Source organism: Microbacterium sp. zg.B48, from assembly GCF_024623505.1.
Taxonomy (GTDB): domain Bacteria; phylum Actinomycetota; class Actinomycetes; order Actinomycetales; family Microbacteriaceae; genus Microbacterium.
Window position 1 is genome coordinate 1 of the sequence record NZ_JANJFE010000015.1, and the last position, 22,114, is coordinate 22,114.

19 protein-coding genes are annotated in these 22,114 nt (G+C 71.3%); 9 read left to right on the forward strand and 10 right to left on the reverse strand.

Annotated elements, in window-relative coordinates; all coding sequences use genetic code 11:
• Nucleotides 1-392 precede the first annotated feature (392 nt).
• The 4 genes from NQ152_RS11790 to NQ152_RS11805 all read left to right on the forward strand — a co-directional run bounded on the left by NQ152_RS11790 (nucleotide 393) and on the right by NQ152_RS11805 (nucleotide 5,226).
• Nucleotides 393-1,973: a sugar transferase gene (locus NQ152_RS11790; protein ID WP_257524104.1), complete on the forward strand. Its 1,581-nt coding sequence runs from the start codon at nucleotides 393-395 to the stop codon at nucleotides 1,971-1,973.
• Between the two features lie 209 nt (nucleotides 1,974-2,182).
• The gene (locus NQ152_RS11795) at nucleotides 2,183-3,652 is read left to right on the forward strand and encodes a glycosyltransferase family 4 protein (protein ID WP_257524105.1); all 1,470 of its coding nucleotides are present in this window, start codon (nucleotides 2,183-2,185) and stop codon (nucleotides 3,650-3,652) included.
• A 3-nt stretch (nucleotides 3,653-3,655) separates the two neighbouring features.
• Nucleotides 3,656-4,576, forward strand: coding sequence for a glycosyltransferase family 2 protein (locus NQ152_RS11800; RefSeq protein WP_257524106.1), 921 nt, complete (start codon nucleotides 3,656-3,658; stop codon nucleotides 4,574-4,576).
• Nucleotides 4,573-5,226 carry a polysaccharide deacetylase family protein gene (locus tag NQ152_RS11805; protein ID WP_257524107.1) on the forward strand — a complete coding sequence of 218 codons (654 nt, stop codon included), beginning with the start codon at nucleotides 4,573-4,575 and terminating at the stop codon, nucleotides 5,224-5,226. Before NQ152_RS11800 ends, NQ152_RS11805 begins: the two co-directional genes overlap by 4 nt.
• Before the next feature lie 13 nt (nucleotides 5,227-5,239).
• Here NQ152_RS11805 and NQ152_RS11810 read toward each other — a convergent pair whose 3' ends face one another.
• Both NQ152_RS11810 and NQ152_RS11815 read right to left on the reverse strand, forming a co-directional pair.
• Nucleotides 5,240-6,136, reverse strand: a complete 897-nt coding sequence (locus tag NQ152_RS11810) for a hypothetical protein (RefSeq protein WP_257524108.1) — start codon at nucleotides 6,134-6,136, stop codon at nucleotides 5,240-5,242.
• The gene (locus tag NQ152_RS11815; protein ID WP_257524109.1) at nucleotides 6,136-6,579 is read right to left on the reverse strand and encodes a VanZ family protein; all 444 of its coding nucleotides are present in this window, start codon (nucleotides 6,577-6,579) and stop codon (nucleotides 6,136-6,138) included. Before NQ152_RS11815 ends, NQ152_RS11810 begins: the two co-directional genes overlap by 1 nt.
• Before the next feature lie 220 nt (nucleotides 6,580-6,799).
• Between NQ152_RS11815 and NQ152_RS11820 the strand changes: the two genes are divergently transcribed.
• A complete protein-coding gene (locus NQ152_RS11820) occupies nucleotides 6,800-8,407 on the forward strand; it encodes a DUF4082 domain-containing protein (RefSeq protein WP_257524110.1) in 1,608 nt (535 codons plus the stop codon).
• 41 nt (nucleotides 8,408-8,448) lie between these two features.
• Here NQ152_RS11820 and NQ152_RS11825 read toward each other — a convergent pair whose 3' ends face one another.
• The gene (locus NQ152_RS11825) at nucleotides 8,449-9,159 is read right to left on the reverse strand and encodes a hypothetical protein (RefSeq protein ID WP_257524111.1); all 711 of its coding nucleotides are present in this window, start codon (nucleotides 9,157-9,159) and stop codon (nucleotides 8,449-8,451) included.
• A gap of 66 nt (nucleotides 9,160-9,225) precedes the next feature.
• Between NQ152_RS11825 and NQ152_RS11830 the strand changes: the two genes are divergently transcribed.
• From NQ152_RS11830 to NQ152_RS11845, 4 genes are read left to right on the forward strand one after another with little or no spacing between them, the layout of a single operon-like run.
• On the forward strand, nucleotides 9,226-10,008 hold the full coding sequence (locus NQ152_RS11830) for a hypothetical protein (protein ID WP_257524112.1): 783 nt from the start codon (nucleotides 9,226-9,228) through the stop codon (nucleotides 10,006-10,008).
• Nucleotides 10,009-11,316, forward strand: a complete 1,308-nt coding sequence (locus NQ152_RS11835; protein WP_257501592.1) for an O-antigen ligase — start codon at nucleotides 10,009-10,011, stop codon at nucleotides 11,314-11,316.
• The gene (locus NQ152_RS11840) at nucleotides 11,313-12,221 is read left to right on the forward strand and encodes a glycosyltransferase family 2 protein (RefSeq protein ID WP_257524113.1); all 909 of its coding nucleotides are present in this window, start codon (nucleotides 11,313-11,315) and stop codon (nucleotides 12,219-12,221) included. Before NQ152_RS11835 ends, NQ152_RS11840 begins: the two co-directional genes overlap by 4 nt.
• 23 nt (nucleotides 12,222-12,244) lie before the next feature.
• The gene (locus NQ152_RS11845; RefSeq protein WP_257524114.1) at nucleotides 12,245-13,477 is read left to right on the forward strand and encodes a glycosyltransferase family 4 protein; all 1,233 of its coding nucleotides are present in this window, start codon (nucleotides 12,245-12,247) and stop codon (nucleotides 13,475-13,477) included.
• On the opposite strand, the gene NQ152_RS11850 is transcribed toward NQ152_RS11845, so the two are convergent.
• From NQ152_RS11850 to NQ152_RS11880, 7 genes are read right to left on the reverse strand one after another with little or no spacing between them, the layout of a single operon-like run.
• Complete coding sequence (locus NQ152_RS11850) at nucleotides 13,455-15,176, reverse strand: hypothetical protein (protein ID WP_257524115.1); 1,722 nt, start codon at nucleotides 15,174-15,176, stop codon at nucleotides 13,455-13,457. The genes NQ152_RS11845 and NQ152_RS11850 overlap by 23 nt on opposite strands.
• Entirely contained in the window at nucleotides 15,173-15,436 is a 264-nt protein-coding gene (locus tag NQ152_RS11855) for an acyl carrier protein (protein WP_257501588.1), read from the reverse strand. The genes NQ152_RS11850 and NQ152_RS11855 overlap by 4 nt, the downstream gene beginning before the upstream one ends.
• Before the next feature lie 17 nt (nucleotides 15,437-15,453).
• Nucleotides 15,454-16,680: a pyridoxal-dependent decarboxylase, exosortase A system-associated gene (locus NQ152_RS11860; protein WP_257524116.1), complete on the reverse strand. Its 1,227-nt coding sequence runs from the start codon at nucleotides 16,678-16,680 to the stop codon at nucleotides 15,454-15,456.
• The gene (locus NQ152_RS11865) at nucleotides 16,677-18,236 is read right to left on the reverse strand and encodes an acyl-CoA ligase (AMP-forming), exosortase A system-associated (RefSeq protein ID WP_257524117.1); all 1,560 of its coding nucleotides are present in this window, start codon (nucleotides 18,234-18,236) and stop codon (nucleotides 16,677-16,679) included. The genes NQ152_RS11860 and NQ152_RS11865 overlap by 4 nt, the downstream gene beginning before the upstream one ends.
• Nucleotides 18,233-19,444 carry a glycosyltransferase family 1 protein gene (locus tag NQ152_RS11870; RefSeq protein WP_257524118.1) on the reverse strand — a complete coding sequence of 404 codons (1,212 nt, stop codon included), beginning with the start codon at nucleotides 19,442-19,444 and terminating at the stop codon, nucleotides 18,233-18,235. Before NQ152_RS11870 ends, NQ152_RS11865 begins: the two co-directional genes overlap by 4 nt.
• 36 nt (nucleotides 19,445-19,480) lie before the next feature.
• Nucleotides 19,481-20,659, reverse strand: coding sequence for a glycosyltransferase family 2 protein (locus tag NQ152_RS11875; protein WP_257524119.1), 1,179 nt, complete (start codon nucleotides 20,657-20,659; stop codon nucleotides 19,481-19,483).
• Nucleotides 20,649-22,094 (reverse strand): lipopolysaccharide biosynthesis protein, encoded by a 1,446-nt coding sequence (locus NQ152_RS11880; RefSeq protein WP_257501583.1) that lies wholly within the window; start codon nucleotides 22,092-22,094, stop codon nucleotides 20,649-20,651. The genes NQ152_RS11875 and NQ152_RS11880 overlap by 11 nt, the downstream gene beginning before the upstream one ends.
• Nucleotides 22,095-22,114 lie beyond the last annotated feature (20 nt).

Consider the following 22,114-nt stretch of genomic DNA (forward strand, 5'->3'; position numbering starts at 1 on the left):
CCCCGCCCCGCGGCCCCGCGGCCCCCCCCCCCCCCCCCCCCCCCGTCAACCGCGGAACGACGCCCGACACGCCGGTGGCCGGAAAAAAGTCGGGACAGATGACCGGTCTTGGGGTTAGGCTTCGAACCGCACATCCGTCATCGCAAGATGCCGAGAGTGCACTGCCGAGGGGTCGGCAGTGCAGGACCTCCCGATCTGGGGTCGGGGACGAGGCCTTCTCTTCGATGCGCACGCGGGTATGGGGCCCGCAACTGGGGAACACTGGGGAAGTACGTCATGGGGAGACGTCTATTGGCGTACCCGCGCACCGTTGGAGGTGCGCGGATGCGCAGTTTCGACGATGCACGGGTGCGTCGCCACTTCGCTCGCGCGCTCCGATCCGGGACGCGCGGATGACCACCGTCGAGGTCGGCGCCGCGCCGTGGGTCGCGCCCGTCCCCGAGCTGCCGGTCCGGCCGCAGGCGCCGACCGACCGCATCGAGTCCGATGCCGCCCGCAGCAGCGCGCTCGCGGCCGGAGCCGCCGCCCGGCGGATCACGCCGGCGCTGGAACGCCGGCGCCGCGAGCAGCGCCGCTACCGGCGGCGCCTGGTCGCAACCGATACCGCGGTCATCGTGATCGTCACCGCGAGCGCTTCGCTCCTGCACCTGCTCGCCGCCGGCGCGCCGGCGCTCGCGGCGGATCCGTGGGTGATCTTCCGGCTCCCGTTCACCGCTGCGGTGGCGTGGACGGCGATGCTGTGGGCGTTCCAGACGAGGTCGCCGCGGGTCATCGGGGCCGGCAGCACCGAGTACAAACTGGTCGCCCACGCCACCGGTCTGGCATTCGGATTCCTCGCGATCGCGTTCATCGTGCTGCAGTGGGACGGGTTGCGCGATCAGCTCATCCTGGCGCTGCCGGTGGGTCTGCTCATCCTGCTGATCACCCGCCGCGGCTGGCGGCGCTGGCTGATCGCCCAGCGACGCGGCGGCAACCACGTCTCCCGGGCCATCGTGGTCGGCCGCCGCGCCGCCATCGAGCACGTCATCAGCACGCTCGAGCGGGACAACCAGCGCGCCTACCAGGTCGTGGGAGCCGCGCTGGATGACGCGCCCGCCGGCTCCGCCGTGGCCGTTCCGGCCGGGACATACCCGGTGGTGGCGACGCCGGCCACCGTCGCCGAAGCGGCGCGCGAGATGGGCGCCGACACGATCATCGTCGCGAGCCAGCTGGAGGATGCCGAGTACACCCGCCACCTGAGCTGGCAGCTGGAGGGGACCGCTGCGGACCTGGTGCTGTGCAGCAGGCTGACCGATGTCGCCGGGCCGCGGATCTCGTTCCGTCAGGTGGAGGGGCTGCCCCTCGTCCAGGTGCGGATCCCGTCGTTCGAGGGGGCCCGGCACGCGTACAAACGCGCGCTTGACCTGCTGGTCGCCGTCGTCGCGCTGGTGCCGATCGCGCTGGTCACGCCGGTGATCGCCCTGCTGGTGATGCTCGATTCTCCGGGCGGTGTGTTCTTCCGCCAGCGCCGCGTCGGCCTGAACGGTCAGGAGTTCGACATGCTCAAGTTCCGGACGATGCGCGCATCGGCCGAGCAGGAGCTGCCCGCCCTACTGGCGCAGAACGAGGGCGCCGGCCCGCTGTTCAAGCTGCGCAGCGATCCGCGGGTCACGCGCGTCGGCGCTGTGCTGCGACGGCTCTCGCTGGACGAGCTGCCGCAGTTCTGGAACGTGCTGCGGGGCGACATGAGCGTCGTCGGCCCGCGCCCGCCGCTGCCGAGCGAGGTGGGCGGCTACGACGGGGCCGTCTTCCGGCGGCTGTACATCAAACCGGGGATCACGGGCCTGTGGCAGGTGAGCGGGCGCAGTGACCTGTCCTGGGAGCAGAGCGTCCGCCTCGACCTGCACTACGTCGAGAACTGGTCGCTCATGACGGACCTCATGATCATCTGGCGCACCGCCCGGGTGATGATCCGCCCTCAGGGTGCGTACTGATCCATGACCGCACTCATCGCCCCTCTGACACCGGCCGCTGCGCCGGGCACAGTCTCCCCCCGACACCGAGACCGGATCCACGGCTGCGAACCCCCGATCCCCGGCCGGCCCGCCCGCTTGCGCGTTCAGGCGCCGGCTGCCGCAGTCGTGGATCCCTCGGTATCCGTACACCTCTGCCTCCGTCCGAACTCCGACACAGAAGGATGAGCATGTTCCAGAGCACCAGACGCGGGTCCGCGAAGAGGCGCCCGCACATCCTGATCATCGTCCAGAACCTGCCGGTGCCACTGGATCGGAGGGTGTGGCTGGAGTGTCAGGCTCTGGTCACCCGCGGGTACCGGGTCAGCGTGATCTGCCCCAAGGGTCCCGGCGACCGCGCTCGCGAGCACCTCGAGGGCGTGGACGTCTACAAGTACGCCCCCGCGCCCGAGGCCAAGGGGCTGGGGGGCTTCGCGTGGGAGTTCGCCTACAGCTGGCTGCGCACCGCGTGGCTCAGCCTGCAGGTCCGCCGCGGAGGCCGGTTCGACGTGATCCAGGCGTGCAACCCGCCGGACACGTACTGGCTCCTGGCGCTGCTGTGGCGGATGGCCGGCGTCCGGTTCGTCTTCGACCACCACGACCTGAACCCCGAGCTGTTCCGCTCGCGCTTCGGAGAACCCACCGGGCGGCTGAAGAGGCTGGAGTACCGGGCACTGGTGTGGCTCGAGCGACGCTCGTTCCGCGCCGCCGATCACATCATCTCGACGAACGAGTCATACAAGGCGATCGCGGTCAGCCGGGGCGGTCGCGCCGCGTCCGAGGTGACCGTGGTGCGCAGCGGACCGGATACGCAGCAGATGCGTCCGATCTATCCGGACAGCCCGAGGCCGGCGGACGGCATCAACCTGGTCTACGTCGGGATCATGGGCCCGCAGGACGGCGTCGACCAGGCGCTGCACGTGGTCGACGAGCTGGTGCACCGTCGCGGACGCAACAACGTGACTGCGACGCTCCTGGGCTTCGGGGACTGCCTCGACGAGCTCAAAGCCGAGGCGAAGGCGCTTCTGCTGCACGATCACGTGACCTTCACCGGTCGCGTCGACCGGGTGCAGATGGCGGAGTACCTCAGCCGCGGCGACATCGGGCTGTGCCCCGACCTGAAGACGCCGTTGAACGACGTGTCGACGATGAACAAGACCATGGAGTACATGGCCTACGCCCTGCCGTCGGTCGCGTTCGACCTGGTCGAGACGCAGGTCTCCGGCGCCGACACCGTGCTGTACGCCGCATCCGGCGATGTGTCCGCGTTCGCCGATCAGGTGGAACGGCTGATCGATGACCCCGGCCTGCGCGCCCGTCTGGGACGCGCCGCCCGGCACCGCGCCACAGAGCTGATGGACTGGCGCCCCCAGGCCGAGGCCTACGTCGCCGTCTACGACCGGATCACCGGGCACCATCTGGACGGGCGCGCCGTGCCCGAGACGATCTCGGACCGGCTCTTCGACGCGCAGGGACGCCGCTATGTGGACCTGGACGACGCACAGGTCTTCGACGCCTACCTTCTGGCTCGGGATGCCGAGCGGGCGGCCCCCGTCCCGGCGCCCGCCCCCGTGCCCGCAGCCGCACCCGTGCTGACTCCGGCGCCCGTCCCGGCGGTGGCTCGCGTGGCGGCGCTGGCTCGGGCCGAAGGCGGGTTCTGACCCATGTCCGGCGCACGCGTGACCGCGGCGCCCGTCGCGGCGCCGACCGCCGTCCGACCGACGTTCGTCATCGCCGCGCACAACGAGGAGCGCGTCATCGGCGCCTGCCTCTCCGCCCTGCTCCGCCAGGACGTGCACGGCGATCAGATCATCGTCGTCGCCAACGGCTGCCGGGATCGCACCGCGGAGGTCGCGGGCAGCTACGGCGTCACGGTGATCGACCGTCCCACGCCCGGCAAGGCCGGCGCGCTGAACGCGGGCGATGCGGTGGCCTCCTCCTACCCCCGCGTCTACCTGGACGCCGACATCGTCCCGCCGCAGGACGCGATCACCACGCTCGTGACCGCGCTGGAACGGACGCCCCGCGCGTTGGCCGTCGTTCCGCGACGGCGCATGAACACCGCGGGCCGCCCGTGGCCGGTACGGGCCTACTTCTCCATCAACGAGCGTCTGCCCGCCTTCCGCGACGGCCTGTTCGGGCGCGGGCTGATCGTGGTCTCCGAGGCCGGTCGGTCCCGGTTCGGTGCGTTCCCGGCCCTGGTGGCGGACGACCTGTTCCTGGATTCGCAGTTCGACCGGACAGAGAAGGCGGAGGTGAGTGAGGTGTCGGTGGTCGTCGAGGCGCCGTACAAGACCCGCGATCTGATGAACCGCCTCGTGCGGGTGCGCCGCGGCAACGCCGAGATGCGCGCGGCCGCGGCGACCGGGCAGATCCCGCTCGAGGTGCGCCCCACCGACCGCTGGGCGTGGCTGCGCGTCGCACTGCCGCAGCCTCGGCTCTGGCCGGGCGCACTGGCGTACTTCTCGATCACGATGCTCGCCGCACGGCGCGCCCGGCGGACCCAGAGCGCTGGTGCGGGCTGGGGGCAGGACACCAGCACGCGTCGGCGGGCTCCTGTCCCGGCCGACGGAATGAGTCCGTGATCACGAACATCTGCTTCCACGGCGTCGGAGTCTGCACCCGCGAGCGCGAAGAGGGCGAAGCCCGGTACTGGGTGCGCGAGACCCACTTCCTGCGGATGCTCGATGAGATCGCGACGCATCCGAACGTGGGCATCAGCTTCGACGACGGCAACATCTCGGATGCCGCGGTGGCGCTTCCGGCGATGGAGGACCGTGGCCTGACCGGGACGTTCTTCGCGCTCGCCGGCCGGCTGGAGGATCCGGCGAGCCTGTCGCCGGGCGATCTGCGGCTGCTGCGCACCGCGGGCATGCAGATCGGCAGCCACGGCTGGTCGCACATCTCCTGGCGGCGCATGTCGGACCAGGTCGCGGCGCGGGAGCTGGTCGACGCGCGCGCCGAGCTCGCCGACGCCAGCCGCGGCCCCGTCGATGAGGCCGCGCTGCCCCTGGGCCAGTACGACCGCGGGGTCATCAACCGGTTGCAGCTCAGCGGCTACGCCCGCGTGTACAGCAGCGACCGGTTCCCCGCCCGCCCGAACTCGTGGTTCCAGGCCCGCTACAGCGTGACCGCCGAGGACACGCGCGAGTCGATGCGCGAGCTCATCCTGCGCCGCCCCGGCCTGACCGCAGCCGGGCAGCTGCTCAAGAGCGCGATCAAGAGGGTGCGGTAGCCCTGGGCGTGCGTCACCATTCCAGCAGCGTGAGCTCGCTGTACAGATAGTCGATGCGCTCGGGCGGGATGGTCCTGCCGCGGAACATCTTCGCCCGCGGCGCGGCCAGGGCGGTGCCCAGCCGCGGCGCGAAGCCCAGGATCCTCGGCTCGGCCAGCGTCACGGCCAGACCGTGCCGCAGCAGCAGATGCGATGCCACCCGCGGCCACGCCGCGCGCAGCAGCGCGCGGCTGCCGCCGACGTACAGCGGCGTCGCGAACAGCGGCAGCCGCTTGCGGCGGTCCCGGCGAAAGACGAGATAGGCGTATCCGCCCGGCGCGCTCACCACGAGGTGACGCGCCGCTGCGGCATTCCGATGATCGCGGTAGGCCACGGCATCCACCCCGGCGAGGGTCGCCTCGAGGACGGCCGGATCGCCGGAGACCCGGATGCCGCGACCGGGCATCGCCGGCAGGTTGACGCTCAGCCGGGTCGACGTGTCGAGCCGCACGAAACCGAGCCGCTCATTGAGGGCGACGACATTGCCGCTCGGCGAGAAATCGGTGAACACGTCGTCCTTCTGCGCAAGCAGCGCCCGCAGCAGCCGCAGGCTGTGGGCGCGGTACTCGTCCCGCACGCAGAACGCCGCGAGATTGCAGAACCGCACCGTCGCCCGGTCTATGTCGCGTTCGGAATACACCGCCGCGTAGACGCCGACGATCTGTTCGCCGGCCCTCAGCTGGAAGCCGCTGTTCGGCGCCGCCGCACGCCACGGGGGCGACAACAGGGCGCGCCATGCCGCGTGGGGCACGCGAGTGTTCAGGTGCTTGTGCAGGAACGCGGCGACGGTCTCGGCATCCGCATCGAGGATCGGCCGCAGCTCGAGTGATGCCTTCTCCGTTCCGGCGTCGTCCGCCCGCGCGCCCTCCATCAGATCGTCGTCTCCTCGGGAACGGCGCTCCCGGCGGATGCCGCGGCCCGCCGCAGCACGAGCCAGGCGAGCCCCGCCCCGAGTGCCGCCCCGCCGACGTTCGCCAGCACATCGCGCAGGCTGGGCTCGCGGGACGGGATCAGGAACTGTGCCAGCTCGGCAGCCGCCGACACTCCGAGCGCCAGCATCACGCCGCGCCAGGGATGGGCGAACAGCAGCGTCAGCAGCAGACCGAGCGGAACGAACAGGACCACGTTGGCGGCGAACTCGAACCACCCGGAGCCGAACCAGGCGATCTGCAGATCCCGGCGCACCCACGCGGAGAAGGCGTCCAGACCCCCGGTCACCGAGAACGGCGCGAGCAGAATCGCGGCGGCCAGAGCCGCATACACCGCGAGCGACACCAGCACCAGAGCGCGGGACGGGCGGGTCCTTCGAGCCATTCCGGGCGCCTTCCCTGACGGGTCTCCGCGGCGTCGGGACCGCGCAGCCGGGATGGCCGAAATCCTACTCGCCGCCGAAAAACTCCGTGAGGCTTCTCTCATACCCGGCTCAAATGCACATGTCCTGGGCAATACTCCCAAGGAACCCGATTCAACCTGAATCCCATTTCAACCTGAATCCCATTCAACGCTCCCCCCAGCGAAACCCCCTTGGATTGATATGTCTCACAAAGCTCTCTCCCCCCATGCGCCGCTGCAGCTGCGACTGAAGCGGGGCCTGGCGGTGGCCGCGACTCTGGCGATCGCCCTCACCGGCGCGGCCATCGCTCCCGCCCTCGCCGCACCGACCACGACCGGCATCTTCGCCGACGACCTGGCACCGACGACGGACGTCGACCGCGACCGGGCCGCGGTGGAACTGGGTGTCCGGTTCTCGCCGGACACCTCCGGGACCGTCACGGCCGTGCAGTACTACCAGAGCAGCGGTGCGCGCAACGTCACCACGGCCACACTGTGGACGGAGGGGGGAAGCGTGCTGGCGACCGTCGACTTTCCAGCCACCACCACCCCCGGGTGGCGAACCATCCCGCTGACGAACCCCGTCGGCTTGACCGGTGACCGCACGTACGTGGTGTCATATCAGGCGCCGAACGGCGGCTACCCCTCGATCGAACGCGACCTGGCCTCGGCCAGATCCCAGAACGGCTTCAGCCTGACCGCGAACGCCGGCGTCTACCGCTACGGCGACACCAGCACGGTGCCCACCTCCGCGTGGCAGGGCTCGAACTACCTCGTCGACGTCGTCTACGCACCCGGGGCACCGGCTGCGACGCCCGCCCCCACCGTGACGTCCGAGCCGACCGCGGCACCGACCGCGGAACCGAGCGAGGAGCCCACGGCGACGCCGACACCGACCGTGACGCCGCGGCCGACGCCGACGGCCACGCCGACGGCCAGCCCGACGCCTGCGCCGACGCCGACCGCCACCCCGGAACCACCCAGCTCTGGTGGGTTCGTCGCACTCGGTCGCACCTTCCCGAATTCTGACACCACGGGCGTCCCGTCCGGCGTGGCCCTGACGGACTACACCGGTCCGTGCGCCATCCAGACCGCGGGGTACGTCATCGACGGCAAGCAGGTGAACTGCTCGCTGCGGATCCTTGCGAAGGACGTGGTGATCAAGAACTCGAGGATCAACGGGACCGTCTACGCCGACTACACCGCCGGCGCCGGCTCGTTCACGATCACCGACAGCGAGGTGTTCGCAGGCGACTACGTCGGAACGGGGATCGGCGACGCCTTCTTCACCGCTCTGCGGGTCGAGGTGACCGGTGGGACGCGTTCGATCAACTGCTACGCCGACTGCACGGTGCAGGACTCGTACGTCCACGGCCAGCTGCACGACACGACCGGCGTCAACCACGAATCCGGCATCCGCGTCAACACGAACAGCAACCTGATCCACAACACCATCGCGTGCGACGCACCGGACTTCGCCCCGGATGCCGGCTGCTCCGCCGCCATCACGGGCTATCCGGATTTCGATCCGGTGCAGAACAACCGGATCGACAACAACCTGATCATCGCGGGTTCGGGCGGCTACTGCACCTACGGCGGCTCCACGGCGGGCAAGCCCTACTCCGGTCAGACCCGTGACATCCGGTTCACCAACAATGTGTGGCAGCGCGGCACGCAGATGGGTGCGGGCGGCCGCGGGTATGTCTGCGGATACTGGGGACCGATCACGTCCTTCGACATCAACGCGCCGGGCGCGGTCTGGACGAACAACCTGTTCGACGACGGCACGGTGGTCGCCCCGGCGAACTGACCGTTGACGGGTGGTGTCCGCTGCGCCGCGGACACCACCCGTCAGCGCCGGACCCGCTGCCGATCGGATCGAGCGGGCGCGGCTGCCTCTCCGTGGCGCAGCAGCGACCCTTGTTCGAATTCCCGGCGCAGGCGGCGGCGCTCCAGCACCAGGACTCCGGTCAGGATGGCGCCGACGCCCAGCGCCAGGGTCATTGCGAGGGCGCGCGGACGACTGCCTCCGACGTGGGCGATCACGGTCGTCTCCGGGGCTGCCAGCGCGGTGATCCGGTTGACGTCCGCGACGCCTCGCTCGCTCTGCAATGCGGACAATTCGCCCTGCACGCGGTCCAGGAGCTCATCCTGGCGCTCCCGGACCGCTTCGGTCGTGGGCCCGACGATGTCCAGGACGAGTCGCTGCGTGGCGAAGTTCGAACTCCACTGGCCGCCCGTGTCCGGGAGGCGCAGCGACCAGCCGTCGCGGACACCGAGGCCCACGAGCGTGACATCCGGTGCCGCGAACTTCGGCACCTCGCCCGGGCCGGTGAGCCGCTTGGCCACGACGCCCGCCATGTCGATGACGTCCTCGGACTGGGTGCGGAGGGCGTTCGGATTCGACGGGCTCGTCGGCGCCAGGAACACGATCTCGGTGCGCGTGGAGTACACGCCTTCGTCGCTCAGAATCGCCAGGCCCGCCGCGGCCGTGCAGACCGCACCCGCCACAACGATGGGCCAGTACCTGAGAACTGCTCGCAAAAGCCCCCAGAAAGTCATAGCTCCCCCCGATTAGACTAACCATGTCCGTGGCCTTCCGGGAATGCTCGTGGGGGGAGGAAGCCCGTGATAGCCGATGTCGTCAAGGCGCTGGCGCGCCGGTGGTACGTCGTGCTGCTCGGGCTGGCCCTGACCGTCGGCCTCGCCGTGAGCGCCTACGCCGTCACCCCCCCGGAGTACAACGCCCGAGCGCTGGTCCTCCTGCTTCCCGGCGCGAACGCGGTCGGTGACGGCGGCAACCCCTTCCTCGCGCTCAGCGGCCTGGAGCAGCCGGCGAGCATCGTCGTGGCCTACTTCGCCAGCGAGTCCGCGCACACCGAGGTCCAGGAGCGGTCCGGAACCGCCGAGTACGAGGTCCTGCTGGATGAGTCCGTCCGCGGGCCGGTCATCTCGGTGGACGTGACCGACCGATCGGCGGAGGGGACCCTCTCGACGCTGGAGTTCCTGCTGACCCGCATCCCCGAGGAGCTGGCTCGGCTGCAGGTCGAGGTGCAAGCGCCTGCCTCGTCGGTGATCACCTCGATGGAGCTGGCCGTGGACAGTGAGGCGACGGCGGAGACATCCGCGACGGTTCGCAACGTCATCGCCGCCATCGTCCTGGGCGTGGTCGTGACGGGCTTCGCCGCGTTCGCGCTGGACGGTCTTCTGCTACGACGCCGGATGCGCCGGACAGCTCCCGCCGCATCCAGTGCCGCCGCCATCGCCGACGCCGACGCCGACGCCGAGAGCCCCCCATTCCGTCCCCGCAGAGGCCGCACACGGGGCGGGGCCGACGACGCCTCCCCCGTCGATCGAGGAACCCGAGGGCTCGGTCCCTGGCCCGCGGGAGGTCCGGGCGGGACGGGATAGGTGACCGGACTTCTGCTGCGCCTCCCGCAGACCAGGCCCACGACCGACTCGGTCGGATGGCTGACGCTGTATCTGGTGCTGCTGCTGTTCCTGCCCACCCGGCTGATCGTCGGGCCGCTCGGAAGCGCGGGGGCTCCCTCGCTGCTGTTCGGCCTGGGCAGTCTGCTGCTCTGGCTGCTCACCTTCGTCGGCGCCGCCCGCCGGGCGGTCACCGAGCCGCAGCCCATCCGGATCGCCCTCGGCATCCTGCTGTTCTGCGTGGGGGTCACGTACGTGCTCGCCATGACGCGGCCCATCAGCGCGGACGAGGTGAGTCCTGCCGATGTCGGACTGCTCGCCCTGGCGTCGTGGTCGGGCACGCTGCTGCTCACCCACGACGGCATCCACCAGAGAAGCAGGCTCGACACCCTGATCTGGCGGTTCGCGGTGTGCGGCGGGCTTCTGGCGGCGCTCGGCCTGATCCAGATCGCCACGCGCCAGCTGTGGGTCGATCAGCTGTCGGTGCCCGGCCTCGTCAGCGGACCGTCGTACACCCTCGGCGCGCGAGGCGGCTATCCGCGGCCGCCGGGCACGGCAACTCATCCCATCGAGTACGGCGTCATCCTGTCGATGATCCTTCCGATCGCGCTTCACGTCGGCTTCTCGCACACGCATCGCCCGCTGCTCGTGCGGTGGCTCCCCGCTGCTGCGGTCGCCGCGGTCATTCCCCTCACGTCCTCCCGCTCGGCCTACCTCGGGGCGGCCATCGCCCTGCTCGTCTGCCTGATCGGGTGGGCACCGGAACGACGACGACGGGTGGTGGCCGTGACAGCGGCCGGTGTGCTGGCGATGGTGGTGCTCACACCCAACTTCGTCGGCTCGATCGTCGGCCTCTTCAGCGGGGCCGGCGATGACCCCAGCATCACCTCGCGCACCGACGGCTTCGCCTTCGCCGGCGACTTCATCGCCCGCGACCCCTGGTTCGGACGCGGCCTGGGCACACTGCTGCCCAAGTACCGGATCTTCGACAACCAGTACCTCCTTCTTCTTGTGACGATCGGCATCATCGGCACGCTGGCATTCCTCGCGCTGGGGGTCACCGCCGCGGTGACGCTGTTCCGGCTCCGCGCCAGACTGCGGGCGGAATCCTCGCGCGACCTCGCGCTGGCGCTGGCCGCGGCGATCTGCGCCGGGTTCTCGTGCCTGTTCATGTTCGACGCCTTCGCGTTCCCGATGACGATGGGCACCCTGTTCCTGATCCTGGGGCTGGCCGGTGCGCTGCGGCGGATAGAGGATGCCGATGCGAGCCTGGGAGCGCTGCTGAGATGACCGACGCGTCCGTGGACGTCGCTGCCGTCGTCGTGACGTACAACAGCGAACGCCACATCGCCGACCTGCTCGACAGCATCCCCGCGGCGATGGGCGATCTGTCCTACTCGGTCGTGGTCGTGGACAACGGGTCCACCGACGGTACGCGAGAGATCCTGCAGACCCGCACGGACTGCACGGTCGTCCTCTCCCGCAACGACGGGTACGCCGCGGGCATGAACCGGGCGGTGCGCCACTCCCCGGATGCTGCGGCGATCCTGATCCTCAACCCCGACGCCGTGCTGGATGCGGATTCGGTGCCGGTCATGTACGACGTGCTCCGCCGACCGGAAGTCGCCGTCGTGGCGCCGCGGGTTCGCGAGCAGGACGGCAGCCTGTCCCCGACGCTGCGACGCGGTCCCACCATGGGGCGCGTCGGCGGGCTGAGCTTCACCGGCTGGCCGGTCTTCACCGAGCGCATCGAAGACCCCGAGCAGTACCAGACCGAGCACGAGGTGGAGTGGGCGGTGGGCGCGATCCTGCTGGTGGACAGCGGCCGCTACGCGACGCTGGGCGGAATGGACGAGTCGTACTTCCTGTACTCCGAGGAGACCGACTTCAGCCTCCGCGCCAAGGACGCCGGATGGGCGACGGTGTTCACCCCGGCGGCCGGCGCCATGCACGTCGGCGGCGGCTCCGGGGAGAGCGCGACGACGCACACCATGAAGATCCTCAATCGCGTGCGACTGTACCGTCGGCGAACGGGCACGGTCCGCGCGACGGTCTATTTCTGGTTGACCGTCGCGACCGAACTGCGCCGCGCACTGCTGGGTCATGCCAAGTCCTGGCCGACGCTGCGGGCGCTGCTGAAACCCGCGGAGCGGCCGCCGCTGCTCGGGGCGAGTGACGCCCTGCTCCCCAAGTGAACCCATCGAGAGGGGCGGCCACGATGAAGGTCCTGATGATCGCACCGGCCTGCGACGGCGAGGACGTCGGAGAAGCGTGGGTCGCCTTCCAGTGGGCGCAGATGCTGTCCGACGAACACGATCTGACCCTGCTGACGACCTATAAGCGGGGCCACACGCCCTCAGCGGTGCAACTGCCCGACGTTCGGGTGATCGAGTGGCAGGAGCCACCCGGGGTCGGCCGATTCGAGCGACTGAACAGCCTGATGCAGCCCGGCTACGTCCCGTTCTATCTCCGTGCTCGCCGATGGCTCCGCCGGCGGCTGGCCGACGGCGAGCGCTTCGATATCGCCCATCAGGCCGTACCGGTCGCGATGCGCTACCCGTCGCCCGCGGCGGGTTCGGGGATTCCGCTCCTCATCGGGCCGGTGGGCGGCAGCCTGGGCTCGCCCCCGGCATTCGCCGAGGACGAGGGAACGACCCCCTGGTGGCAGCGACTGCGCGCCCTGGACGCGTGGCGCATCCGGCGTGATCCGCTGCTTCGGCGGACGTACGAGTCGGCCGCGTGCGTGATCGGCGTGGCGCCGTATGTCCAGGACTTCCTGAGCGGGCTGACCCTGCGCCGGTTCGAGATCATGAGCGAGACTGCGGTCCACACCGTCCCTCCGCCGGTGGACCGTTCCGCGCACGAAGGGTCGGTCCGGCTCCTCTACGTCGGCCGGATCGTGCGCACCAAGGGTCTGCGCGATGCGATCGCGGCCCTCGGCCTGACCCGCGACCTGGATGTGGTCCTGGACGTGCTCGGGGACGGCGACGACCGCGCGGCCTGCGAAGCCCTGGCGGTGCGGCTCGGCGTCAGTGCCAGGGTGAGGTTCCACGGCAAGGTGCCCCGCGAGGCGGTGGATGGGTTTTACGAGCGCGCCGACGTCTTCGTCTTCCCCAGCTACCGCGAACCCGGAGGCAATGTGAGTCTGGAGGCGATGGCCTACGGGCTTCCCCTCGTCGTCTGCCGCCGCGGCGGGCCCGGCGCGAACGTCGACGACGCCTGCGCGTTCCGGCTCGACGCGGACTCCCCCGCGCAGCTGGCCGCCGATGTCGCCGGCGCGATCCGCACGCTGGTCGACGAGCCCGGGCTGCGGCGCCGCATGGGGGACGCGGCGCGCGAACGCGTTGCGCGCACCCACCTGTGGGCGCACCGCCTGGAGCGGATGAACCAGCTCTACGAAGACATCGCCACGCGCGCCGTCGGGTCCGCTACCCCCGGTCCAGCGAGCTGACGACGACCAGGTTCGTCACGAGCGCCACCGAGCTCGGACGCGGTTCCACGCGTCCCGCGAGCACGCCCTCGACCCACTCGGCGCGCACGAAGTCCATGTCGCGGACGGGATCGAGCACCCCCGGATGCTCCCTCCAGTGTGCGACCACCTTCGCCGTCATGATCGATCCGCCCGCAGGGGGGCGGTTGCCGCGCCGCACCCGCTGCAGCGCCTTGCGTGCCGCCTTGCGGCCGGTGCGCACGGCGTCCAGCACCGGCTGCCACCGTGCGGGGTGCGCGTACGCCGATGGCGGCGGCCTGCCGTCCAGGGGCATCGCGCCGAGCTCAGGATCCAGTTCCATCTGCAGCGCGCCGAGGAAGCGCGCGCCCGCCTTGTCCTGGGGGCGTAGCCGCGCCGCGATATCCAGGAAGCCCGGGTCGAGCATGGGGTTGATCACCACGCGCTGATCGGACACGGCCACATCGGTGGCGCCCGCCCACCGTTGCATGCGATGCGCGACATACAGCTCGTCGGCCGCCCGGAACCACTCGTCCCCGCCGGCCCTGAGCGCCTCGTACACGGCCCGGTTCGCGGCCTCCCGCGCCCACGTGCTGAAGTCCTCCGTGAGCAGGCCGGGTTCGACCGCTTCGTTCACGAACATCCGCCAGGACGCCAGCTGCTCGGCATCCTTCCTGGTGTAGGTCCGCTCCCGCACCGGCCCGAGGTAGTAGAACCCGCGGGCGATCTCGCCGCCCAGACCCGAGATGCGCACACCCTGGTCGAAGTCGCGCTCGGCGATCCGCTGCGCGGCGAGCGCGACCGGGTCGGCCATGCCGTCGAGGCGGACGGCGTCGGCACGGCACAGCTCCCACGCCTGGTCCGGACTGACCGCGGCCACATCCGCCAGCCCGTGCACGGAGTGGTGGATGCCGTAGCGCGCCGAGATCGTGCGGGCCAGGGCGACATCGCCGGTCCCCGGCACCTCCAGCGTCATGGCTCGCAGCCCGCGCCGCCGACGCTGCGGAATGGCGCTGAGCAGCAGCCGTGAGTCCATACCGCCGGTGAGCTGGAGCACCGCGTCGGGGTGGTCATCCAGCAGCGCATCGAGGGATCGTCGCAGAAGCGCGGCGGCCTCGTGCACGGCGTCGTCCAGCTCGATCGGGGATGCCGCGGGCGCACGCGACGAGGTGACCGCCACCCCATCGGGTCCGAGCCGGGCGATCGCGCCGGGGTCCAGCTTGCGGATGCCCTCGAAGAGCGTGCGCTGGCCAAGCTGCCAGCCGAGCAGGGACTGGACGCCCACAGCGGTGCGATCCAGCGGCGCGGACGCGGCCCCGCCCGCGCGCAGCGCGGAACTGGAGAGCACTCCGGCTCGGGTGCGCCCGGTCTGCGAGTGGAACAGGTGCTGGAACCCCAGCGAATCCGCGACCATCGTCACACCGCTCCGGTCCGCCCCGACCGCGCCGAACGGCGGCAGCAGCCGGCTGAGTGCGTGCGGATCGGCCCGCATCAGCTCGGCGACGTCGCCCTCGCTCACGCCTCCCCCGGCCCGTCGCACCACCCGCGAGACGGCCAGCACGGGGTGCGGATCCGGCGCCGCCCGCAGTCCCCAGTGATCCAGCGCTGCCGGGCCGCAGACGACCCGGGTCACCCCGGCCGGGGGCGGGGGAAGCGGGCGCCGGGTGGTGGCGATGAACCCGGGCAGGGCGGCGGAGCTCATCGCACGGCCGGCGCCAGTTTCGCCTCGACGAACCGGGTCAGCGAGCCGACGGTGTCGAACAGCTCCGCACCGAACTCGTCATCGTCGATCGTGATGTCGAAGCGCTCCTCGATCGCCGCGACGAGGGCGACGACGCCGAATGAATCCAGCTCGGGAAGAGCGCCGAACAGCGCCGTGTCCGGCGTGAGCTCGCCGGGGTCCTGCGGCAGCTCGAGCGCGTCGACGAGGACGGTGCGGACGGCATCCAGGGTGTCGGTCATCTCGGTCTCCTTCGGTGTCAGACGAGCACTTCGGCGGGGGCGGCGTGCCCCAAGAATGCGGTGGGACTGGCGGTGAGCCCGTAGGCGCCCGCCTGGAAGATCACGATGAGGTCGTCGATCGCCGCCGGCGGCAGCGGGATGTCGTCGCCGAGCAGATCCAGCGGCGTGCACAGGCACCCCACGACGGTGACCGCATCGCCGGAATCGGCCTCGACGCGGTTGCCGACCACGACCGGGTAGTTCCGCCGGATCGCCTGGCCGAAATTCCCCGAGGCGGCCAGCTGATGGTGCATCCCGCCGTCCACGACCAGGTACGTCTTGCCCCGGGAGATTTTCCGGTCCAGCACGCGGGTGACGTAGACGCCGCATTCCCCGACGAGGTAACGACCCAGTTCGATCACCGGGTTGGCCTCGGGGAACCGCGCGGCGACCGGACCGTCGATCAGCTCGTGCAGGCCCGCCGCGACCGCGTCCAGGTCCAGCGGCTGGTCCTTCTCGGTGTACGGGATGCCGAAACCTCCGCCGAGGTTGAGGTAGCGCACCGGGCCGTCGAGGTGGTCGGCGAGCGTGCTGACGAGCTCGACCGTCCGGCGCTGGGCCTCCGCGATGATCGCGGCGTGCAGGTTCTGCGAGCCCGCGAAGACGTGGAAGCCGAGCACGTCGACCCCGGCGCCGGACAGGTCGCGCAGCAGCGCGGGCACCTCTTCGGCGTCGATGCCGAACTGCTGCGGTCCGCCGCCCATCCGCATCCCCGAGCCCTTCACCGCGAAGTCGGGGTTGACCCGGATGGCGATGTCCGGGGTCAGGCCCAGCTCGTCGCCGGCGGCGATGACCCGACCCAGCTCGGTCCTGGACTCGATCTCGATGAGGATGCCGGCAGCGACGGCCTGACGGATCTCGGCGGGCGTCTTTCCCGGCCCGGCGAAGCTGACGCGGTCCGGACGGATCGTGGTGTCCAGCGCCACCTGCATCTCCGGGCCGGAGGCCACGTCGATGCGGTCCACCCGCCGGGCGAGGTGCTGCACGACAGCGGGCATCGGGTTCGCCTTCATCGCATAGCTCAGCTCGATGCGCGCCGGAAGCGCCGCACGCAGGGCGTCCACCCGCGCGTCGAGCAGGCCACGGTCGTAGGCGAAGAACGGCGTGGACCCGACGCGACCGGCCAGCCGGCTGAGCGGCATCCCGCCGACCTTCAGCTGGCCGTCGATCGCGCCGAATGCGGCGACGTGGTCGTGCGGGCTCACGCGGGCACCTCGGCCTTCAGGAGGGCGCGGTCGAACTTGCCGTTGGGCGAGCGGGGCAGTTCGGTGCGCGCGTCGATCTGCGAGGGGACCATGTAGAAGGGCAGGAGCCGGCGCAGGGCGGCGGTCAGGGCCGGGATATCCAGCTCCGGCTGGGTGGCCGTGGCGATCAGGACGACACGCTGTCCCAGCGCCCGATCCGGTACCCCGACGGCGACGGCGTCCCGGACGAGACCGGTGCTGTAGGCCGCTTCCTCGACCTCGGTCGGGCTGACCCGGTAGCCCGAGGTCTTGATCATGTCGTCGGCGCGTCCGACGAAGTAGAGGAAGCCGTCCTCGTCCGCCACGACCGTGTCCCCCGACCACACCGCCATCTCGGGTGCGCGCCACTCCTGATCGGGGTGGTGCACGGGGCGGAACCGCTCGGCGGTGCGCACCGGGTCGTTCCAGTAGCCCAGGGCCACCAGCGCTCCGCGGTGCACCAGCTCACCCGGCTCGCCCGGGTCGCAGCGCGTGCCGTCGGGCCGGAGCACCAGGACCTCCGCGTTCGGGATGGCCTTGCCGATCGAGTCGGGCCGCCGATCCACTTCGGCCGGATCCAGGTAGGTGGAGCGGAACGCCTCGGTCAGGCCGTACATCAGGTACGGCGCGGCCTGCGGGAACGTGTCGCGGAGCCGGTCCAGCGTGGCACGCGGCATCCGTCCCCCGGTGTTGGCGAAGTAGCGGAGGCGTTCGGCGGCCGCCTCCGGCCAGGGGACCTCTGCGATCTGCAGCCAGAGCGGAGGAACCGCGGTGATCCCGGTCACGCCATGCCGTGCGCAGAGCTTGGGGACGTCGCGCGGGACGAGGTAGTTCATCAGGACGACGTGCGCACCGACCGAGAACGCCGTGGTGACCTGGCTCAGCCCGGCGTCGAAGCTGAGCGGCAGCGCGCTCAGGATCACGTCGTCCGCCGTGTTCTGAAGGTACGTGCTCACGCTCTCCGCCCCGGCCAGCAGGTTGCGGTGGCTGAGCACGACCCCCTTCGGTCTGCCGGTGCTGCCCGAGGTGTACAGGATCGCGGCGGGGTCGATGTCGAGGGCAGCCGGCTCGATCAGCTCCTGGGCGACGGCGGTGCGCCAGGGGTGCACCGCCGCGTCGATCGCGGGCTCGACGACGTCACCGACGACGATCAGATGCTCGACCGCGGTGTGCGGCAGCACGTCGGCGAGCGCACCGAGACGATCCGCCGAGGTGATCAGGACCCGGGCTCGGCTGTCGCTGAGGATGTGGCCGACCTGGGCGGATTTGAGCACGTGGTTGACGGGGACGAACACGCCGCCGGCGGCGGATGCCGCGAACAGTGCCACGACGGTCTCGATCCGCTTCTCCAGGTACACCGCGACGCGGTCCTCGCGCACCAGGCCCAGCTCGCGCAGATGCGCGGCGACCGAGGCGACCGCCCGCCACGTGTCGGCGTAGGTGACGGTCTCGCCCTTGTACGTGAGAGCCGGCGCGTCCGGGCTCGCCTCGGCGGCCCGCGCGAGCAGGTGGTGGACGTTCGTGCGGATCGCGGTCACTGTCCGTACACCTCGTCCTCGATGATGCGGGTGACCGCGTCACGGGTGGGCTGCCACGATCGCCCGATCACGGACGCGGCAGCGGCGGCGGCGTTCGCGTCGATGTCGGCGGCGGTGACGGCCGCGCTGAGCGCCGCCGCGAGACCGTCGGCGGTGGGCTCGGCCCACCGCACGTGCGGGTTGGGCAGCACGAGGTGCGCGAGGGGCATGTCGTTGACGACCGGGATGTTGCCGGCGGCGAGCATCTCCTCGGCCACCAGCGTGATGTTCGTGAACGACATCGCCAGCCCTGTGACCGTGCGACCGTACAGCTCGTTCAGTTCACCGGTGGTGAGGCGACCGTGGAACGAGTGCGGCACCTGCAGCCCCCGAGGCGGCGCCCCGTAGACGTGGATCGGCTGGTCCGGGTGCAGCCGGTGGAACCGGGTCAATGCCACCCGGGCGAGCTGGTAGCCGCGACGTGCGTAGTCGGGGCGGGAGTAGAACACGACCCCGCGGCGGTGCGGCTGCGGCGTCGGCAGTCGGTAGGCCGCCGAATCGCAGCCGAACGGGACGACGTCCGTGGCCAGCCCGGTGTGCTGGCGGATCATTCCCTCCAGCATCTCGCCCAGCGCGATGAGCCGGAACGGAAGCCGGTAGGTCATCGCCGCGAACTCGTACTCGGCGCCGTGCCCGTAGAAGTGCGGCTCGTAGTCCTGGATGAAGTACAGCCGGCGCATCGGAGTTTGCCCGTACCCGACGATCAGGTGGGCGGACTCCCACCCCGACGCGACCACGGCATCCAGGGCGCGGATGCCGGCGCGGACGTCTCGGACCTCCGCGCGCACCGTCGGCCAGTGCTCGCGCACGACAGCGTCCAGGGCGGCAGCGTCCAGACCGTGACGGTCGTAGAAGTACAGGACGCACCGGTGACCGCGCGCTTCCAGCGCCTCCACCATCCGGAACAGCGTCGTGTGTCCGCCGGAGCCCGGCGCCGGTGCCGTCGAGACCCACCCGATCGTCAACGGCCGCCCGCGGTGCGGCCGGGTGGCCGGAACCGCCAGGTCCTCGGGGACGCTGCCCAGGATGTCCTCGTCCGCGATCTGGAAGAACAGGTCCGCCGCGCCGGTGGCCCGGTAGACGCGCCACGCGATCCGCTGCGCGACGCCGCGGACACCGACGTCGCGGGCGCGGCCCGCTCGGGCGAGCACCGCGATCACCCTGCGCATGGCCCGCGGCTCTCGGAGGCACGGATGCCGATCGGCTCACGCACCGGACACCACCCAGCGGGCGTAGTACAGCCGCTGACGGATGCGGCGGGCTGCGCGGCGGGCCAGGGCCGCGGGGCGCGCCGCCCGGGCTCCGCGCTGGATGCGCCGGAAGCGTGCCCACTCGCTCGAGGGCGGCCACACGTCGGCGGCGAAATCCAGGAGCGCCGCGTACTCGGCGCGCGGGTGACCGCGGTCCACCGCCGCCGACGCGAACCGCAGCGCATCCTCGGCCAGAGCGCGGCGGGCCCGGTCCCGGAGGCTCGCCGCCTGCGGGATGCGCGCCCCGACCCGCTCGAACACGCTGGCGAAGGCGCCCGCCCGGGCGACCAGGTCCACCAGCGTGCCGGAACCGTCGTTCGCGCTCATGCTCGCGTCGTGCTCCCGGTGCAGCGCCTGGTCGGCGCCGCCGACCCATCCGACGTCGCTGACCGCCGCGACGCGCATCGCGATCTCCATGTCCGGCGCGTACGGCAGCGCCGGGTTCATCGGACCCACCTCCGCCAGCACCGCGGAGCGCAGGACCATCTCCGGGTTGGTGATCGCACTCACCCCGAGCCGGCAGCGCTCGGCCAGCCAGTCCCGGCCCGACCAGATCGTCCACCCCACCTCGTGCAGGCGCGTGGCAGGCGGGTGCGCGCCGGCGAAGTGCCGCGGGTGGCCGTAGACCAGACCGACGCGGGGATGCGCCTCGAACAGGGCGGTGGCACGGGCCAGGGCCCCGGCGGCGAGCAGGTCATCGGCATCCAGCTTCACGACGTAGTCGCCGGACGCGACCTCGCAGCCGGCGTTGAAGGCGCGGACATGCCCGCCGTTCTCCGGCCGGACCAGGACCCGCACGTTCGGGTGCGTCGCCGCGAGACGGCGGGCGACGTGGACGCTGTCGTCGGTGGAGACGTCGTCGACGATGATCACCTCGACATCGACCGCCTGCTGCGCGACCGCGCTGCCGACGGCATCCGGCAGATACCCGGCGTAGTTGTAGCACGGGATCACGACCGAGACCAGCGGCCGCTCCCGCGGGGTGAGCCGGGGTGCGCGCACCCGCAGGAGCGGTCTCGGCTGGGCCGGGGTCGCGCGCGCCAGCACGCGCAGCGCACGCCCGGACAGCGCGTGCGTCTCGGCGTAGTCCTCCCACACCGCCGGGGCCGCGGTCGCGGCGGTCTCACGAAGCATCTGCCACCTCCGTGCGGCGCTGGCCGCGGATCGCGCGTGCGTGGGCGCGCAGCCACGGCCAGCCCACCAGCAGGTACACCACGACCGCGCCGAGGCCGCCGACCAGGACGGCGAACACCGGGTCGCTCAGGAACACGCGGGCCGCGATCGCGACACCGACCGCCGGGACGGCGGCGACGGTCGGCCACCATGCCGCGCGCAGGACCGTGGTGAATCGCACCCCGGCTGCTCGCAGCGCGATCGCGTAGGCGGGCAGGATCACCACGACGGCCACGACCACGTGCACCCAGCCGGCGCCGATGATCCCGAAGGCCCGCGTCGCGAAGATCATGCCCACCACCAGGACGACCAGCCACACGATCTGCACCCACAGCACCGGGCGGGACAGACCCCGGGCGTAGAGGAAGCCCGCGAAGATGTCGAACACGACGCGGAGACTTCCGTACAGCCCGAGGGCGGCCAGGACGGGCGCGGCCGGAAGCCACTTCGGGCCGTAGACGACCTCGATCAGCGGCGCGCTCAGCGCGGCCAGGACGGCGCCGGCGGGCAGAGCTCCCGCCCAGGCGACCGCCACGACGGACGAGAGACCTTCGCTTCCGCTGCCCGTGCGCGAGAAGTACGGCAGGGAGATGGATCGCACCACCTGCGACAGCGCGCTCATCGGCCAGCTGGAGATGTTGAACGCGAGCACGTAGTAGCCCAGGGCGGTCACCCCGGCCACCCGCGCCAGCACGATGTTGTCGACGTTCAGCAGCGCCCAGGACAGCAGATTCGCCGCGGCGATCGGCAGGCCGAACGCGAGCACGGGCCCCACGACCGACCGGTTCACGCCGAACCGCGGCACGACGCGCGCGAGGAGGAACTGCATGAGCGTGGACACGCACTGGGCCGCGACCCGTCCGATCGCCAGGCCCAACGGCCCCAGACCGATCGCGACCAGGGCGAGGGTCACCGTCGTGGAGACGACGAAGTCGGCCACCCCGACGTAGAAGAGCTCGCGCTGCTGGAATCGGCGCTGCAGCATCGCGTAGGGCACCACGGTCGCCCCGGCCAGGACGAGCGTGATGGACAGCACCGCGATGGTCGGGGCCGCCGCAGGCGAGCCGAGGAGCTCGGCGATCACGCCGCTGGAGGCCAGCGTGATCGCGGTCATGACAGCACCGCTGGTGAGGCCCAGCGTGGCGACGGTCGGCGCGATGCGCTCCGGGTCATCGGTGCGGATGAGATCGGCCGACAGACCCAGATCGGCCACCGTGATCAGGATCGCCTGCACGGTGAGCGCGACCGCGTAGACGCCGAACTCCTCGGGGCTGAGCAGCCGGGCGAGGATGATGCCGACGACGAGACCGCCGAGGCGGAGCACGATCGTGCTCACCCCGCTCCAGGCCGCTCCGCGTGTCGCCTGCGCACGCAGCGACGCGCCGTTCACGCTCATCGGATGCCCATCGTCGTGGC

Excerpts from the sequence above, each read along its gene's own strand:
- NQ152_RS11815 (WP_257524109.1), bottom strand. The coding sequence starts at position 6,579 with ATGGCTCGAAGGACCCGCCCGTCCCGCGCTCTGGTGCTGGTGTCGCTC.
- NQ152_RS11800 (WP_257524106.1), top strand. The coding sequence starts at position 3,656 with ATGTCCGGCGCACGCGTGACCGCGGCGCCCGTCGCGGCGCCGACCGCC.
- NQ152_RS11810 (WP_257524108.1), bottom strand. The coding sequence starts at position 6,136 with ATGGAGGGCGCGCGGGCGGACGACGCCGGAACGGAGAAGGCATCACTC.
- NQ152_RS11820 (WP_257524110.1), top strand. The coding sequence starts at position 6,800 with ATGTCTCACAAAGCTCTCTCCCCCCATGCGCCGCTGCAGCTGCGACTG.
- NQ152_RS11870 (WP_257524118.1), bottom strand. The coding sequence starts at position 19,444 with ATGCGCAGGGTGATCGCGGTGCTCGCCCGAGCGGGCCGCGCCCGCGAC.
- NQ152_RS11880 (WP_257501583.1), bottom strand. The coding sequence starts at position 22,094 with ATGAGCGTGAACGGCGCGTCGCTGCGTGCGCAGGCGACACGCGGAGCG.
- NQ152_RS11855 (WP_257501588.1), bottom strand. The coding sequence starts at position 15,436 with ATGACCGACACCCTGGATGCCGTCCGCACCGTCCTCGTCGACGCGCTC.
- NQ152_RS11795 (WP_257524105.1), top strand. The coding sequence starts at position 2,183 with ATGTTCCAGAGCACCAGACGCGGGTCCGCGAAGAGGCGCCCGCACATC.
- NQ152_RS11825 (WP_257524111.1), bottom strand. The coding sequence starts at position 9,159 with ATGACTTTCTGGGGGCTTTTGCGAGCAGTTCTCAGGTACTGGCCCATC.
- NQ152_RS11840 (WP_257524113.1), top strand. The coding sequence starts at position 11,313 with ATGACCGACGCGTCCGTGGACGTCGCTGCCGTCGTCGTGACGTACAAC.
- NQ152_RS11790 (WP_257524104.1), top strand. The coding sequence starts at position 393 with ATGACCACCGTCGAGGTCGGCGCCGCGCCGTGGGTCGCGCCCGTCCCC.
- NQ152_RS11875 (WP_257524119.1), bottom strand. The coding sequence starts at position 20,659 with ATGCTTCGTGAGACCGCCGCGACCGCGGCCCCGGCGGTGTGGGAGGAC.
- NQ152_RS11850 (WP_257524115.1), bottom strand. The coding sequence starts at position 15,176 with ATGAGCTCCGCCGCCCTGCCCGGGTTCATCGCCACCACCCGGCGCCCG.
- NQ152_RS11845 (WP_257524114.1), top strand. The coding sequence starts at position 12,245 with ATGAAGGTCCTGATGATCGCACCGGCCTGCGACGGCGAGGACGTCGGA.